The organism is Parabacteroides sp. PF5-9 (assembly GCF_029893105.1).
Lineage (GTDB): Bacteria > Bacteroidota > Bacteroidia > Bacteroidales > Tannerellaceae > JARXWG01.
Genome location: NZ_JARXWG010000030.1, coordinates 16,414 through 32,975 on the forward strand (window position 1 = coordinate 16,414; position 16,562 = coordinate 32,975).

At 42.0% G+C, this 16,562-nt stretch carries 11 protein-coding genes; 6 read left to right on the forward strand and 5 right to left on the reverse strand.

The features are described from left to right. Nucleotides 1-10 precede the first annotated feature (10 nt). Nucleotides 11-1,309: a hypothetical protein gene (locus M2135_RS14210; protein WP_280749186.1), complete on the reverse strand. Its 1,299-nt coding sequence runs from the start codon at nt 1,307-1,309 to the stop codon at nt 11-13. 228 nt (nt 1,310-1,537) lie between these two features. On the opposite strand from M2135_RS14210, the gene ricT reads away from it, so the two are divergent. The 3 genes from ricT to M2135_RS14225 are packed head-to-tail and all read left to right on the forward strand — an operon-like array spanning nt 1,538 to nt 5,569. Continuing rightward, entirely contained in the window at nt 1,538-2,839 is a 1,302-nt protein-coding gene (gene ricT / locus M2135_RS14215; protein ID WP_280749187.1) for a regulatory iron-sulfur-containing complex subunit RicT, read from the forward strand. Continuing rightward, nucleotides 2,775-3,296 carry a gliding motility lipoprotein GldH gene (locus M2135_RS14220; RefSeq protein ID WP_280749188.1) on the forward strand — a complete coding sequence of 174 codons (522 nt, stop codon included), beginning with the start codon at nt 2,775-2,777 and terminating at the stop codon, nt 3,294-3,296. The genes ricT and M2135_RS14220 overlap by 65 nt, the downstream gene beginning before the upstream one ends. A gap of 20 nt (nt 3,297-3,316) precedes the next feature. Beyond that, on the forward strand, nt 3,317-5,569 hold the full coding sequence (locus tag M2135_RS14225) for an amino acid permease (RefSeq protein WP_280749189.1): 2,253 nt from the start codon (nt 3,317-3,319) through the stop codon (nt 5,567-5,569). Nucleotides 5,570-5,685: 116 nt separating this feature from the next. Here the strand turns inward: M2135_RS14225 and M2135_RS14230 are convergent, their stop codons facing one another. From M2135_RS14230 to gpmI, 3 genes are all read right to left on the reverse strand, one after another. After that, entirely contained in the window at nt 5,686-6,150 is a 465-nt protein-coding gene (locus M2135_RS14230) for a hypothetical protein (RefSeq protein ID WP_280749190.1), read from the reverse strand. 58 nt (nt 6,151-6,208) lie between these two features. Continuing rightward, complete coding sequence (locus tag M2135_RS14235; RefSeq protein WP_280749191.1) at nt 6,209-6,790, reverse strand: DUF3109 family protein; 582 nt, start codon at nt 6,788-6,790, stop codon at nt 6,209-6,211. Between the two features lie 233 nt (nt 6,791-7,023). Next, nucleotides 7,024-8,550: a 2,3-bisphosphoglycerate-independent phosphoglycerate mutase gene (gpmI, locus tag M2135_RS14240; RefSeq protein WP_280749192.1), complete on the reverse strand. Its 1,527-nt coding sequence runs from the start codon at nt 8,548-8,550 to the stop codon at nt 7,024-7,026. 103 nt (nt 8,551-8,653) lie between these two features. Between gpmI and M2135_RS14245 the strand changes: the two genes are divergently transcribed. The 3 genes from M2135_RS14245 to M2135_RS14255 all read left to right on the forward strand — a co-directional run bounded on the left by M2135_RS14245 (nt 8,654) and on the right by M2135_RS14255 (nt 14,726). Then, nucleotides 8,654-9,355 carry a SprT family zinc-dependent metalloprotease gene (locus tag M2135_RS14245; protein ID WP_280749193.1) on the forward strand — a complete coding sequence of 234 codons (702 nt, stop codon included), beginning with the start codon at nt 8,654-8,656 and terminating at the stop codon, nt 9,353-9,355. 110 nt (nt 9,356-9,465) lie between these two features. Then, nucleotides 9,466-11,790, forward strand: coding sequence for a TonB-dependent receptor (locus tag M2135_RS14250; RefSeq protein WP_280749194.1), 2,325 nt, complete (start codon nt 9,466-9,468; stop codon nt 11,788-11,790). 491 nt (nt 11,791-12,281) lie between these two features. Continuing rightward, nucleotides 12,282-14,726: a DPP IV N-terminal domain-containing protein gene (locus tag M2135_RS14255; RefSeq protein WP_280749195.1), complete on the forward strand. Its 2,445-nt coding sequence runs from the start codon at nt 12,282-12,284 to the stop codon at nt 14,724-14,726. Nucleotides 14,727-14,884: 158 nt separating this feature from the next. On the opposite strand, the gene M2135_RS14260 is transcribed toward M2135_RS14255, so the two are convergent. Further along, a complete protein-coding gene (locus tag M2135_RS14260; RefSeq protein ID WP_280749196.1) occupies nt 14,885-15,781 on the reverse strand; it encodes a PepSY-like domain-containing protein in 897 nt (298 codons plus the stop codon). Between the last annotated feature and the right edge of the window lie 781 nt (nt 15,782-16,562).

Sequence of the window (16,562 nt, forward strand, 5' to 3'; positions counted from 1 at the left end):
TAAAAATTTGTTATTTACTTAAAAACCATCCAACATACGCAATTCCGGCAGAAATCATATTTTCGGAATTATAATCTCCTCCTCCGATCCGGCGGTTGGTATAATCGGCTTTAATTACCAGGTTGGGTAATGCGTAATAATTGATACCTGCTGTCCAAACAGAAGTCTGTAAACGTTTATCAGCTAAAACAGATCCTTGTGTCTTTTCCATCGGATTGTAGTATTCATAGCGAACAAACGGATAGATACGGGGCGCCTTTCCGCCAAAAAATGAACCCACATTGTACCCGACCTCTCCACCATAACTCACCGCCTTACTGGCCACATCGGTACGCGGGTAGCCGGAAGCATTTGTGAGTCGACGGTTCACCTTCGACAACGCTTCGCTATCGCCTAATGTACCGTAAACCATATTGGCACGGGCAATCAGATTTTTTCTTTTATACTGTGCATCAACTGTGACAATGTTCACCGTATTTTTCATATGCGAAGTACTGTTTGGCTTCGATGCATTTTTTGCACTCTGATTATAGTGTCCGGAAATACCGATGCGCAATCCTTTAATGCCGTTATAGTTCAATCGACCTGCAAAAGCCGGACTGGTGAACGTATTCACTTCATATACCCCTTGTTTCCCACTGGCAATCCATTCGGTATTCCGGAATCCCATCGGATCTAATCCGGCTACCATCATCACTTCATAATCAAATCCGGAGAATGCTCCAAAGAAAGAGATCCCGTTTTCGTGCCAGGTGGATGGAAGAATAGTCGTTTCTCCTTCAGGACGGTATACCCCAAAAAAGTTAATTGGCTCATGATACGCATTCGTCAATCCAATAGGTACGATCATATGCCCTACGCGCACATTAAATGCTGAGTGAAGAAGTTTTGTGATATGAAATTGCTCCAAGACAACTTCGCCGCCTTTCTCAATTTCCACTTCATATTCTCCTCCTTCGTCATGCCATTCGATTTCACGAGCTGCTCCGGTTCCTCCGTATTCAAACTCAATCTCCGCACCTAAGATCCATGAGGAAGAAAACTTATAGTCTAATGCCAGAATAAAACGGGGAATAGAAATCGCCCCGCGGTCCATTTTACTGCTGCCCATGGGCAACAAACGATTGGGGCCATAATCCATATAACTGGCCGCCATTTCACCATATCCGCCTAAACGGAATTTCTCGTAACCACCAACATAACTGTTTGTCGATGCATTCTCCTGAGTACTTAGTTCTGTAGAGATTTGAGCGGTTAGTGAAGTAGAGAAAAATAGAGTAATTGTGAATAGTTGTAATAACCTTCTCATGTTATTTGATAATTTTTTGCAAATGTAGGGGCGCTTCACAACGTACACAATCACAACAAATAGGTAAAAAGGGGAATTCTCTTTACCTAATAATAGGTATGTCATTCATTTTTTCCCTGTGGAACAGCCATTTCGGGAATTAATTACTAATTTTGCGTATTTATTACGATCATTTTTTTTAATAATGGAAGAGGCGCTAATAACTTCTTCACTCAATATATACCAGAGATGGACTTTAAATTAGATAAAGGAAGCTGCTGCATGAGCCGTAAGGGATGCAGTAAGATACAAAATAATAAACTCAATACCTACGATTGGTTATGTGATGTTCCGGATGCGGAAAATGCAACAGATTATGTTGAAGTTCAATTTAAAAATACGCGAAAAGGATACTATCTGAATAATACCAAAATACCTTTGGAAAAAGGAGATGTCGTGGCCGTAGAAGCTTCGCCCGGTCATGATATCGGAACAGTGACACTGACCGGGAAACTGGTATTGTTGCAAATGAAAAAGGTACATACCCGTGCCGAAGGTGCTGAAGTTAAAAAAGTGTACCGCAAGGCGAAACCAACCGACCTCGACAAATACGAAGAAGCTAAAGCAAAAGAGCATGAAACAATGATCCGTTCGCGCCAGATCGCGGCTGATCTTGGGCTGAACATGAAGATCGGTGATGTCGAATATCAGGGAGACGGGAATAAAGCCATATTCTATTATATTGCAGACGAGCGGGTCGATTTCCGCCAATTGATTAAAGTATTGGCCGATGCGTTTCGTGTACGTATCGAGATGAAACAGATCGGCGCCCGTCAGGAAGCCGGACGCATCGGAGGAATAGGCCCTTGCGGGCGTGAATTATGTTGTTCCAGCTGGATGACCAGTTTTGTCTCTGTCGCAACGGGAGCCGCCCGTTACCAGGACATCTCTATGAATCCTCAGAAGTTGGCCGGACAATGTGCCAAACTAAAATGCTGTATCAACTATGAAGTAGATGTCTACGTTGAAGCCCAGAAACGATTACCTTCCCGCGAAGTCGTGCTCGAGACCAAGGACAATACCTATTATCATTTCAAAACAGACGTCTTTAAGCGCGAAATCACCTATTCGACAGACAAATCGTTTGCAGCTAATCTGGTCGTTATTCCCGCAAAACGAGCCTTTGACGTCATCAATATGAATAAAAAAGGGGAGAAACCTCTTTTACTCGAAGGCGACATCAAACCAGAACCACCAAGAAGAGATGCAAAAGATATTTTGGAAGACAGCCTCACCCGTTTCGATACTGTTAAAAAGAAGAAAAAGAAACGTCAGGGACCGGTTAAAAACGATCAGAATACATCTCCCAACAATAATACATCTCCCGAGACAGAACAAGGGAATCGGCCCAATCAAAGAAACGAAGGAGAGAGAAACAACAGAAATCGTCAGCGCAACAATAAGTATAAAGGCAAACAGAATAATCATGATAGACAAACACCTAACAACAGACAGTCGCGGCCTCATGACTCCAATGATAAAAGCAATTAAAAGCCTATTCATTGCTTGTTTGTCTCTTGTCGCTTTTTCCTCATGTATTGAGTCCGCTTTATATGAACAATATCAAGCCATAGAAAATCAATCCTGGGAGAAGAATAAAGAGTACTATTTTACATTTTCGGTGGAGGATATTTCTGTGCCTTATGACCTGTTTCTGGAGGTTCGTAATACCAACCTATACCCTTATCAAAATCTCTGGGTATTCAGTCAGCAGGAATTACCAATCGGCTCTATTCAAAAGGATACAATCGAATGTATGCTTGCAGATGACTTTGGGAAATGGTTTGGAAAAGGAATCTCTATTTTTCAGATGAATTTCCCGATCCGTTCCAACTATTATTTCCCCAATAAAGGACAATATACATTCAGTTTCCGCCAGGGGATGCGAACAGATACGCTGGAAGGGATTCATGAGATCGGTTTTAAAGTAGAAAAGTCCCGGCATTAATCCATTGAATTAGAACGTCTATGCTACAAAAAAATAAAACATCCCTACCGAGTGGATTTGGAGTTGCTCCGGTCTATTTCACAGCGATCTCTACAATTCTGGGGGCTGTTTTGTTTTTACGTTTCGGATTTGCAGTGGGAACAATCGGTTTCTGGGGCGCAATCGGAATCATTCTGTTAGGGCATCTGATCACCATCCCAACCGCATTAGCACTTTCAGAAATCGCCACGAACAAACGAGTAGAAGGCGGCGGGGAATATTTCATTATCTCTCGTTCTTTTGGTCTGAAAATCGGTTCAACCATTGGGATCACCCTGTTCTTCTCACAGGCAATCAGTATCGCGTTCTACATCATAGCATTTACAGAAGCATTTGTCCCCCTCTTCGATTGGTGGCTGAATACGTTTGGAGTAGCACTCCCACGACAAGCAATCAGTGTTCCTTCATTAATCCTATTAACATTAGTTCTATTAAAGCAAGGAGCCGGCTCAGGCATGAAGTTGCTCTATATCGTCAACATCATTCTTTTTATCTCTTTGCTCCTCTTTTTTATGGGGAAACCTATCGAAGCTGAGACCGGATCAGAAGGAGAAGTAATCAGCTATGTCGGAGAAAATTTCGGCTTCTTCAACAACAACCTGTTCTTTGTCGTATTTGCCATCTGCTTCCCGGCCTTTACCGGAATGACAGCCGGAGTCGGGTTAAGCGGCGACTTAAAAAACCCCGGAAAATCAATCCCGTTAGGAACTATGGGCGGAACAGTAACCGGCTTGATTGTTTACATTTTAATTGTCTGGAAATTGTCGGTATCCGCCTCCCAGGCAGACCTGTTGGAAGACCAACTGATCATGTCGCGGATTGCTGTTTTCGGCAATATAATCATCCCATTAGGGCTTGCCGCCTGTACCCTCTCATCAGCTTTAGGATCGATACTTGTTGCTCCCCGTACCTTACAGGCGCTGGCTGTCGACAAAAGTCTGCCCTTGGGGCGCTTCAACGCCTTCCTGGCTCAGGGGAGAGGGGCACGAAAAGAGCCTTTTAATGCAACAATTGTCGCCTTTCTAATCGCATTGGTCTTCGTCTTAATGGGGAATATTAACCAGGTTGCCGGTATTATTTCTATGTTTTTCCTGATCACCTACGGATCGCTTTGCCTGATCTCCTTCTTAAATCATTTCGGATCCCCGCCCTCCTACCGTCCACGTTTCCGGTCGAAATGGTATTTCTCGCTCGGGGGGTTTCTACTTTCCGTCTGGGTGATGTTTATGATCGATTCGCTCTATACCATTTTGTCGTATCTGATTCTGGTATTGATTTATATTATCATCGAACATTCGAATAAAGATCAGAAAGGGCTGGGAGACATCTTCCGTGGAGCGCTCTTTCAACTCAATCGCCGATTACGCGTCTTTATGCAAAAAAGCCAGGCAACGCTGGAACATGAAGAGTGGCGGCCGTCGGCAATATGTATTTCGCCCCATTCATTCGAACGGGATAAGGTGCTTGAATTGATGAAATGGATCAGCCATCAGCATGGATTCGGTACCTACTTCCATTTTATCGAAGGGTACTACAGCAAACAGACCTTCCTGGATTCACAGGAGATCCTTCGTCAATTGATTGAAAATCAAAAAGAACATCAAAGCGCTTTGTATATCGATACCATGATATCGCCCTCATACACCTCTGCCATTGCACAGGTGATCCAGACACCTTCCATCTCGGGTATGGAGAACAATATGGTGGTTTTTGAATTCGATAAAAGCTATCCGGAAGAACTCAGCCGCATCCTGGAAAATATCAATCTGGCAAGAGCCGGAAATTTTGATATCTGCATCTTTGCCGGTTCACATTATCCGGTTCGCAACCGCAATGGAATACATGTATGGATCAGGCCTACAGATGAGAAAAACACCAATCTGATGATTCTTTTAGGGTATATTATTATGGCTCACCCCGACTGGCGGAAAAGCCAGATTAAAATATTTATGACAAGCGCCACCGGAGAAAGCGAACAGACCAAAACAGACCTGCAGGAACGTATTGCAACAGGCCGTTTGCCGATCACCTTAACCAATATCGAGATTGTCACCCTGCCGGAAGGAGAAACGCTTCGCGATGCAATCACAGAACGTTCAAAACATGCAGGACTTACCATTATCGGCTTCAGGGAAGAGATTATCAAACACGATCCGATGGCGTTCTTTACCGGTTTCAATGAGATCGGAGATGTCTTATTTGTCAATGCTTCACAAGAAAAAGAGATCAATTAACACTTTCTTCAACAACCACGGGTTCCTTGCAGTCACCCGCGGGCTAAAATAGATCGTGCCTTCAGCACTTCAAAATGCTTCCAATATTACCCGAATTGAAGATCCTTTATGATGGCTTACATCTCAGTTACCGGAGGGGGTGGTAACTCTTCTATCGGATTAGTTTGAGGTTCATCTTCCGAGATGTTGACTATGGCATCTACCACATATCTGGAATATCCTCTCCAAGGTAAAACGCCGAAATATTCTTTATAATGCAGATCGACCATCTTACCGCCTGAGAGCATCAGCTTTTCGGCGATTTCTTTATCTGCAATCGAAAAAGTAAACTCATTGGATTGTATTCCACCTACCTGACTCGACTTGAATCCGCTTTGAATCAGTTTCCCTTCGTAGGTTTTGAAGACGATCCCTTTATAGACCACAAAATTCAACTGTCCTGATTTCACCCCTTCTCCATACGGATAGTAATACCTGATCCCTACAAAAAGCACCAGCCCCAGAAGTAATATGAATAGTATACTATTCCGTATTTTCTTCCATCCGCTTTTTTTCTTAACCTGCTCTTGATTGTCTGTCATAACCTTTTTTATTATAAAACAATACTCTTGTTTGATTGTTGCTTTTCGGCAGAAAGAACTATAAATTTTTTTGTTTACGCCACTCTTCGGCCGATATGGTCAGTTTGTCGTACCATTCCTGTCCGAATTTACGAATTAAAGGTTCTTTCAAGAATTGGTATACCGGTAGTTTCTCTTGTCGTCCCAGCAATTCAGCAGGTTTACAGATACTCCACCGATCGAGGTTTACTGCTCTGAATGTTTCATACTGTTTAATCCTGATCGGATATAGGTGGCAGGAGACAGGCTTCATAAAATTGACCTCTCCTGCCCGGAAAGCTTTTTCTATTGCACATTTGCAGATGCCCCGTTCATCATAGTAGGTGAACACACAATCCTTTCCGTTCACGATAGAGGTCACCGTATCTCCTTCGATATCAATATAGGCTACTCCTTGTTTTTTGATGACTTCCTGTGCTTCGGGGCGCAGATCATCCCATATCTTGGGCAATACGTTGTTTAATTCGGCCAATTCTCCTCTGTCCAGCGGTGCACCGGCATCACCTTCTATGCAACACGCTCCCTTACATTGGGAGAGGTCGCACAGGAAGTGACGTTCGATCACATCCATGCTGACGAGAGCATCTTCTATCTGCAACATGTATATTAATTGTTAATTATTAATTGTTAATTGTTAATTGTTAATTGTTAATTGTTAATTGTTAATTATTAATTGTTAATTATTAATTGTTAATTATTAATTGTTAATTATTAATTAAACAGCCAGAAGATAATTTTAAACTTAATTCCCGAATGGGGTTCAAATCATCGTAACTCCTTTGGCTCCTTTATTTTATAATCAACAATTAATAATTAATAATTTATAATTAAACATTAATCATTAATTAAGTTTGCCCCTGTCATCTCCTGTGGCTGCTCCAGACCCATAATATGCAATATGGATGGAGCCACATCAGCGAGGATACCATTTTCGACTTTTGCATTTTTATTGGCTGTCACATAGACGAAAGGAACCGGATTCAGTGAGTGTGCCGTATTGGGAGAACCGTCTTCATTCAATGCATTATCGGCATTTCCATGGTCGGCAATGATGATCACTTCGTAGTCGTTGGCTTTTGCGGCTTCTATCGTAGCTTCCAGACATTTATCGATGGTCACCACTGCTTTCTCTATGGCAGCATATATACCGGTATGGCCTACCATATCGCCATTGGCATAGTTGCATACGATAAAGTCGTATCTGTTTTCATTGATCGCTTCTACCAGTTTGTCTTTTACTTCATAAGCGCTCATTTCGGGCTGTAGATCGTAGGTGGCCACTTTCGGAGAAGGCACCAGAATACGTTCTTCACCGACATACGGTTCTTCACGTCCTCCATTGAAAAAGAACGTGACGTGTGCATATTTTTCAGTCTCGGCAATATGCAACTGGCTTTTCCCTTTTGCCGCCAGATACTGGCCTAAGGTATTATCTACATTATCCTTATCGAAAAGGATATGTAGGCCTTTAAAGTTAGCATCATACGGAGTCATCGTATAGTAACGCAAGCCGGGGATTGTATTCATACCTGCTTCCGGCATATCTTGTTGAGTCAGTACGATTGTCAACTCTTTCGCGCGGTCATTGCGGAAGTTAAAGAAGATCACCACATCACCTTCTTTGATTGTTGCCACTGGCTCGCCATTCTCTACATGAACAATGGGTTTGATAAATTCGTCGGTTACACCCTCCGCATACGACTCTTCAACGGCTTTTACCATATCTTCGGCATCTTTGCCGAGTCCGTTGACCATCAGGTCATAGGCTTCTTTAACACGCTCCCAACGTTTGTCACGATCCATCGCGTAGTAACGCCCGATAATAGAAGCGATCTTCCCTCCGTTTGTCTTGAGATGGTCTTCCAACTGGCGGATAAAACCAAGACCGCTCTTGGGGTCTGTATCGCGACCGTCCATAAAGCAATGCACGAACGACTTCGTGATTCCGTACTCTTTAGAAATATCTGTCAATTTGAAGAGATGTTCCATCGAACTGTGTACGCCACCATCGGAAACTAATCCCAGGAAGTGAATTTGTTTGTCATTCTCCTTGGCATAACTATAAGCGCTTTTGATCTCCGGATTATCCAGAATAGTGTTCTGACGACATGCGATATTGATCTTTACCAAATCCTGATACAATACACGTCCGGCGCCGATATTCAAGTGACCGACTTCAGAGTTTCCCATCTGTCCATCAGGCAGACCTACATTTTCTCCGGAAGCCTGTAACTGAGAATGTGGATACTCCTTCAATAAACGGTCCCAATAAGGCGTTGGCGTACTTGAAATAACATCGTTTTTACGGCCGCTGCCGATCCCCCATCCGTCACAGATAACTAAAAGCGCTTTCTTATTCATGATTGTATATCATTTATATTGTTTATATTTTTGTGCTGTTTTTCGGGCGCAAAGATACACAATTCCAGTGTATTTCCACTTCCCCGGGATGACTTTTAGACAGATGAACGAAAAGAAATGGTTGGACAAAGAGTTAGGAGTGATTACACTAAAAATCTCTTCACGCTATAAACGCTATACGCTAAAAATCAAGAATGGGGCGGTAACTGCGACAATGCCCGTCGGAGGCAGCGAACAAACCATGCATGAATTTATAGAGAAAAACCGTTTGAAACTACAAACGATCCTCCAAAAAGCTCCTGTCGTCCGGAATCTGGATGAAACGACTACTCTTCAAACGGCTACTTTTCGCCTATCGATTCAACGAGGGCAACAATCAAAGGCATCCATTACGCTGCATGACGGTTTATTGACAGTCATTTGCCCGCAACATATTCGTTTTGAGGAAGAACGGGTGCAGGAATGGTTACGGGAAGTCCTTAAAAACGTATTCCGCCGGGAAGCCAAACGGGTATTGCCTGAAAGGTTGAGCCGGTTGGCTCAACAATACCGCTTCTCTTATTCCGGGGTGCGTATCAACAGTAGCCAAACGCGTTGGGGGAGTTGTTCGACGCGCAGAAGTATCAACCTCTCCCTCTATCTGATGCAACTTCCCTGGCATTTGATCGATTATGTACTATTGCATGAACTTTGTCACACTGTAGAGATGAATCACAGTGAACGATTCTGGCAGTTAATGGATCAGGTGACTGATGGAAAAGCCAAACAATTGCGGAAGGAGTTAAAGGCTTTTACGCTTATTTAGAGGATACTTTTGTTTTTTTTATGCAATTATGTAACTATTTCTGTTTTCTATTCGTCTTATGAGTAAACAATAGCAGGAAAGGCCACCCTGCAGAAAAAAAATAATTCATAATGATACGAATAATAAGTTTATTCATACTGATATCCAGTATGATACAGGGAGTATTTGCTCAAAATTTAACGATAAAAGGACAGGTAAAAAATGCTCAAAATAAAGAGAATCTGGAATTTGCAAATGTTATTCTGCAAACAACAGACTCAGTCTTTATACAAGGGACAATCACCAATGAAAAAGGAGAATACTCCTTAGAAAAGTTCCCCTCCGGAAATTATCAACTCCAACTATCAAGTCTGGGTTTTAAAACCCGGTATATTCCTTTAAACGAAGTTGCAGAAGACAGACATCTTGAGGTCTTTTTTCTGGAGGAAGATGTGATCTCACTCGAAAGCGTTACGGTCAGCGCATCCAATATTAACAGTAAATCCGACCGGATGTTGGTTCACCCTTCAGAACGACAAGTGAAATCCTCTACAAATGGAATTAATCTTCTTCAACAGTTGATGCTACCTAAGGTGCAGGTCAATCCGTTATTCAATGAGATCAAACTGCCCGGCGGAGGTGAAATCCAATTACGGATCAATGGGGCTAAAGTTGAGATCCAGGATATTATAGCACTCAACCCGACTGAAATTATCCGGATTGAGTATCATGATAATCCAGGGTTGAGATATGGTAATGCAGAAGTGGTGTTAGACTATATCGTACATCGTCCGGAGACAGGCGGAAACTTGGGGCTAGACTTGAATGATGCCGTTGCTGCAGCTTGGGGAAACAACTCTATCAATGCTAAAATAAATCACAAAAAATCGGAATTTTCGATGAATTATGGGATCAGCCACCGCGACTTTTACCGTATGTGGCGCGATAACAAAGAACGTTTTACCTTCGAAGATGGCTCTATATTAGAACGTAAAGAGGTCGGAGAACCCGGGCATGGCGAAATGTATTGGCAAAACCTGAATGCTACCTATAGTTTGATAGAACCGGAGAAGCGGATGTTTAATGCTACCGTTCGTTATCATACAAACCGAACATTACACTGGGACTATCATGGTCAATTATTCAATCAGGCCAATCCGAATGATGCGGTTCATATGATCGATAATTCGTCCAATAAAACCCACCGCCCGGCTGTTGACCTTTATTATCAACAACAGTTAAAAAACGATCAAACCCTCGTCTTCAACCTGGTTGGGACGTATAATTACACCGATGAAACACGCTTCTATCAGGAAAGTCGCGAAAAATTGATCTTAACCGATATAAACAACTTGGTCAAAGGCAATAAATATTCCGTTATCGGAGAAGGTATTTATGAAAAAAAATTGGGGAACTACCGCTTAAGCGGAGGCATACGGTACAATCATTCGTTTTCGGATAACAGTTATAAAAACGGACATGACTATACCACTCAAATGGATCAATCCGAAGCTTCCGCGTATATCGAATTCAAAGGAAAGCAGCAAAACCTGGATTATACCTTAGGAGCAGGTATCAGCCGCAACTGGTTCAGCCAGAAAGGGCAGGGAGATGGGTATGAAAATTACACGTTCAATCCACGTATTGTGCTTCACTATACATTACCGGGGCAATCCTATATCCGTTTACGAGGAAATATCAGTAACTCATCCCCTTCGCTATCGAATATGAGTAAGGTGGAACAAACGATAGACTCTTTGCAGATTCAGCGTGGAAATCCGGATCTGAAACCTTTCATGCGCTACCGGACTGATCTGACCTATGAAATTCAGAAAGGGATTTTTCATGGCAACTGGATGACCGGCTACGACTACCAACCGGATGCAATCATGGATGAAAAATACCGGGAAGGGAATAAAATTATACAGACCTGGGATAACCAACGCAGCTGGCAGCGATTAGAGAGTCGATTGACATTGCGGGTTGGTCCGATAAAAGATCTTCTTCAGGTAGCTGTCACGGGAGGGGTAAATCATTATATCAGCAAAGGCAACACATACGCACATGAATATACCAACTGGTATACCAACGTAAGCCTTTCAGCCTCCTACAAAAAACTAATGCTGGCATTCAATCTGGAGACCAACTGGAACTGGTTCTATGGCGAAACCATGAGTGGAGGGGAGAATATCCATATCCTTATGTTGAGATACAATCACAAGAATATGGCCTTTACAGCTGGGATGTTTAATCCGTTTGCAGATAATTACAAGCAGGAATCGGAAAACAGATCACAGTATGCCTCCTATAAACGAGCCAATTATATCAAAGAAAGTTCACGTTTATTATTGTTCCAGTTCAGCTATAACTTCTCTTTCGGAAGATCCTTTAAAGGCGGTCAGAAAAAAATAAATAACAGCGATGATGATTCGGGTGTGATGAGCACAGGAAAATAACTATTTAATTTTTAAGTTGAGTGGAATGGGGTGGTCGTGAGATTACCCTTTTCTATTGAAACAAAAACCATCACGTCGCTGTCGGTTTTTTGGAAGCATTCAATGACTTTTCTGTTAGAGGTACCTCTAAAATGTTTTACACCTACCTCTAAATGAATTTAGACGTACCTCTAAATTTGTTTAGACGTACCTCTAACAAAAAACAGAGGTAGGTGTAACAAAAAAGGGATCAGCAAACTGTTTTTATTTCTATAGGATGATGTAGAAAAAAGAAGGTGGATTTTTCAGATAATACTTCAGTATAATCATAAAAAAGTTTAAATAAATAAATGTAATTAACTGATAATGAATGGGAATATTGGGTTTTGTATGAAAGCAAAATGAGCGAATGGCCGAGCCTTTACAAGAGGTATCGGGTGGTAAGAACAGAAGTTAGAGATTATTGCATACATTTGTCTCATGAAAAAACAACACTAAATAATTCGATAAACATGAGACACTTCTTTTTACTGCTGTTTGCCTTAAATCTCTTTTTAGTATGTAATGTAAGCGCACAAACAGCTTATTCTGCCGAACGTCTATCAGGATATACGCAGGCCGAACGTTTTGCCGGAGATAAATTATCAACGATGTTGTTTTCGACGTCGATAGATCCACATTGGTTTCAAAAAGGGAATCATTTCTGGTATGCATATAAAACCAGTGAAGGGAAAGCTTGGTATGTTGTAGACCCGAATGCGCGCACCAAGCGCTCTTTATTTGACCTGGATAAGCTGGCGGCTCAACTGACTGAAATCGTCAAAGATCCGTTTACAGCACAGCAATTACCTATCGAGGAACTGGAAGCAGGGGAAGACGGACATTCGTTTACGTTCCAGATCAAATCGTCAAAAGACGCGCAAAAAGATAGTACCGATAAAAGTAAAGAGAAAGAAAAGGAGATTTTCTTCTTCGCATATGATTATCGGACACAACAACTGACTCATTTGAAAGATAAAAAGAAAACACCTAAACATCCGGACTGGGCTTCTGTCTCTCCGGATGGAAAAACAGTGGTTTATGCGAAAGATTTAAATCTTTACCGTATGTCACGTGAAGATTATGAAAAACTGAAAAAAGATGATAAAGATAGTACTGTTACCGATATTCAACTGACAACCATTGGCGTAGAACATTTTGGTTTCGGGCAGCCACGTTATCTGTTAAATACAGATACACTTCTGAACGGTAAACGGCGGAAAGCAGATGGTATAGTCTGGTCGCCCGATTCCCGGTATTTTGCCGTTACGCTGACTGATAATCGTCCGTTAAAAGATCTTTGGGTCATCAATGTGATGGCTGAACCTCGTCCCACACTCGAGTCGTACAAATACCAAATGCCTGGTGAGAAAGAGTCGCCTAGACAGTATCTGTATCTGTTCGATATGGCCGATAACAGTTATAAAGAGATTAATACCAACGCCTTTAAAGACCAGACCATCCGTCTGGCCCGTAAACCGAGTTTACAGAAACAGCGCGATATGAAGGATCAGCCTGATTGTTGGTTGGGCGATGAGCACCGTTTTTTTCTTACACGTATGAGTCGTGACTTACACCGAATCGATATTTGCTCGTATACAATAGGTGCAGATACAATCTGTCCGATCATCGAAGAACGGATGAATACCTATATCGAAGTACGACCACTGGCCGCTATCAATAGCGGGAAAGAGTTGATCCACTGGAGCGAACGCGACGGTTGGGCACATCTTTATCTGTATGATGACCAAGGGAATTTAAAGAACCGCCTGACATCAGGCTCCTGGCATGTAGACCAGATTGTCAAAGTCGATGAAGCTAAACGTGTCGTTTATTTTATCGCAAACGGAAAGGAAAAAGAGGAAAACCCGTATTACGAACATTTCTACCGGGTCAATTTGGATGGTAGTGGTTTGCAGATGGTTTCAGCTGGTGACTATTTCCATGAAGTCCATATGGATGATAACGGACAGTTTATCGTGCATAACTATTCCCGCATCAATACCATCCCTGCTTCTGATCTGCTCGATAACAACGGACGGAAAGTCATGGAGTTGGAAAAGAGTGATTTTTCACAGCTGCTGGCTGCCGGATATCAATTTCCCGAACCGTTTAAAGTCAAAGCGAAAGACGGGGTGACGGATCTGTATGGAGTGATATATAAACCGTTTGACTTTGATTCAACCAAGGTCTATCCGATAATTGATTATGTCTATCCTGGTCCGCAGGTGGAGGCTACCCGTTATCCGTTTACTCTTATGAATGTGCGTACCGACCGTCTGGCACAGGCCGGATTTATTGTGGTATCGGTTGGAAACCGGGGAGGACATCCGAGTCGTTCGAAATGGTATCATAACTATGGATATGGCAATTTGAGGGATTATGGATTGGAAGACCAGAAAGCAGCTATTATCCAATTGGCCGACCGGTATAAGTTTATCGATATTCACCGTGTAGGAATTCATGGACATTCGGGAGGTGGTTTTATGTCGACCGCTGCCCTGTTGCAATTTCCCGATTTCTTTAAAGTAGCCGTATCTTGCGCCGGAAATCATGATAATAAGATTTACAATCGCTGGTGGAGTGAGACTCACCATGGAGTGAAAGAAGAGATCACAGAAAAAGGGGATACAACATTTATATACAGTATCAAGAGTAATCCCGAACTGGCCAAACAATTGAAAGGAAATCTGTTGCTTATTCATGGAGATATCGACAATAACGTACATCCGGGTAATACCATGCGTGTGGTAGATGCGCTGATCCGTGCAAACAAACGTTTTGATATGCTTCTCTTACCGCAGCAGCGTCATGGTTTCGGCGATATGAATGAGTATTTTTATTGGCGTATGGTCGATTACTTCTCCGAACATTTACTGGGAAAATCGGAAAAATCGGTAGATATCCCGAAGAGATAGGATCTCTCTAACTCTTGTTGTATTCAACTCTAAAATGATTAAAACAAGGAAGGCCGCTCCTCCCGGAGCAGCCTTCCCAACCACTTTTTTTCAATAAGATTTACATCTTAAAACAACACTTTTTCTTTTTGTTTATATATATAATTTTGGATTAGTAATTAATACGTCAGAATAGAAATACAATCCCCATTTTCTTTCACCGTTGCAATTTTGTTTTTGTCGTTCTGGCTGAAATAAAATAGGTAAGACACCTCTTGGCCGTTATCCATCACGCGGATGTCGCTAACTGCGGCATGGCCATAAGAAGATGCTTTGAATTTGTTCATCACCTGAGCAGGTACTACCTCTTCTTCTACCACCCAGAATGTAGAGATCCAGTTGTACTCCTGATCCAAAGCAATCAGTTTGAAAACATTGTTGCTGTCGATCACACCTACCTTGGCACTCAATGAATCATCCCAGTAATCCAATACCTGGAAATCATTGAACATCCCGTTAATGGTACGGCTTACTTGTGAAGGGATTACAACAGGTGCTTCCGATTCAGTGGCTGTACTGTTTTTTGTGCGGATCAGGTCACCGGCTAAAGAGAGGTATACGTTCAACACTTCCGAGTTGTTGCTTACTTTCACCATATAGATATCCGATGTGTTTGCTCTTTCAAGGATATAGGCGTTTAAGAGGCTGTAATCCGCATATGCGCTTGTGGCTAATGTTCTTTTTACCGATTGGTTCAATGTTTGGTAAGCAACAGTTGTTTGAGCAGATTCCATGTTTCCTTTCTGGCTGAACCATGCTTTTACAACTGAGGCGTTCTCAGAGAAGCTGGCTGTGTAATAGCCGTTTTCGATAGTCCATTTTACGCTTTTAGCATTTGGGAACTGAATATCCATCGCTCTTAATACGTTCTCGTTAGGAGTCATTGCCGATGGAGTGGTAGATACAGTTTGGTCGGTTAGTGGTAAGCTTTCGAAATGTTCGTCAGAAGAACAGCTTGTAATAAATAATGTAACGATAGCTAAAACGAATAATTTAAAAAATACCTTAGTTGCCATGATGTAATAAATTTGAAAAATTAGTGGTTGTTGTTTTACTCATTCGTGCCTTAACACGATGCAAATATAGGGGGGCGACGGAAGGTGAGAAATTCTGGAAAAGGAAAAATAGGTTACAAATCGTAATTTGTCGGAATCTACCAAAAACGGCCTGAAAATGAATAGAATCTACAACTCATTCAAGTTGTAAATCCTAACTTTTACAAGTTGTGATTACAATTTTCAAGTAATGAGAGGGAGGAGGAAGAGGGAAAAGAGAAACGGGAGGGGCAATTCTGTTATTTTGCTTTTGTGCGTGAGTGATTCGTGACATAAATGAGGGAAAACAGCTTTTCAGCTAACGCGTACCCTGTTTATTTTTAATCAAATAGAGGCTCAACTTACAGATTTTAGACAAAATATCGACACTTTTTGCCGGTTTGTTCTGGTTCATCTCCCCAATTTCCCCTGGAGATTTTAAAAATGATGCAGATGATCTTGGAAAAGCATCTAAATAGTTCGAACCAATCATCAGCATCATTTTTTTAAGGGTCGGAAATGGGGAAAAAATGGATCAAAAACAGTCCTTTTTTTCTCTGGAAGGAGGATTTTTTCAGACCTGCAAAAATAGGCAAGAGAAAATGATAATCAACCGATCTAGCAAAAATAAACCCCAAATCACGGCGTTTCTTCGGAGCGCCTTGCCGTTTGGCTTAAATAAACGGATGACGGAGGGGTTAAAATGACAAAATGCTCACATTGACACATTGTAATCTTGCTCAGATTAAGATCCTGCCTACAA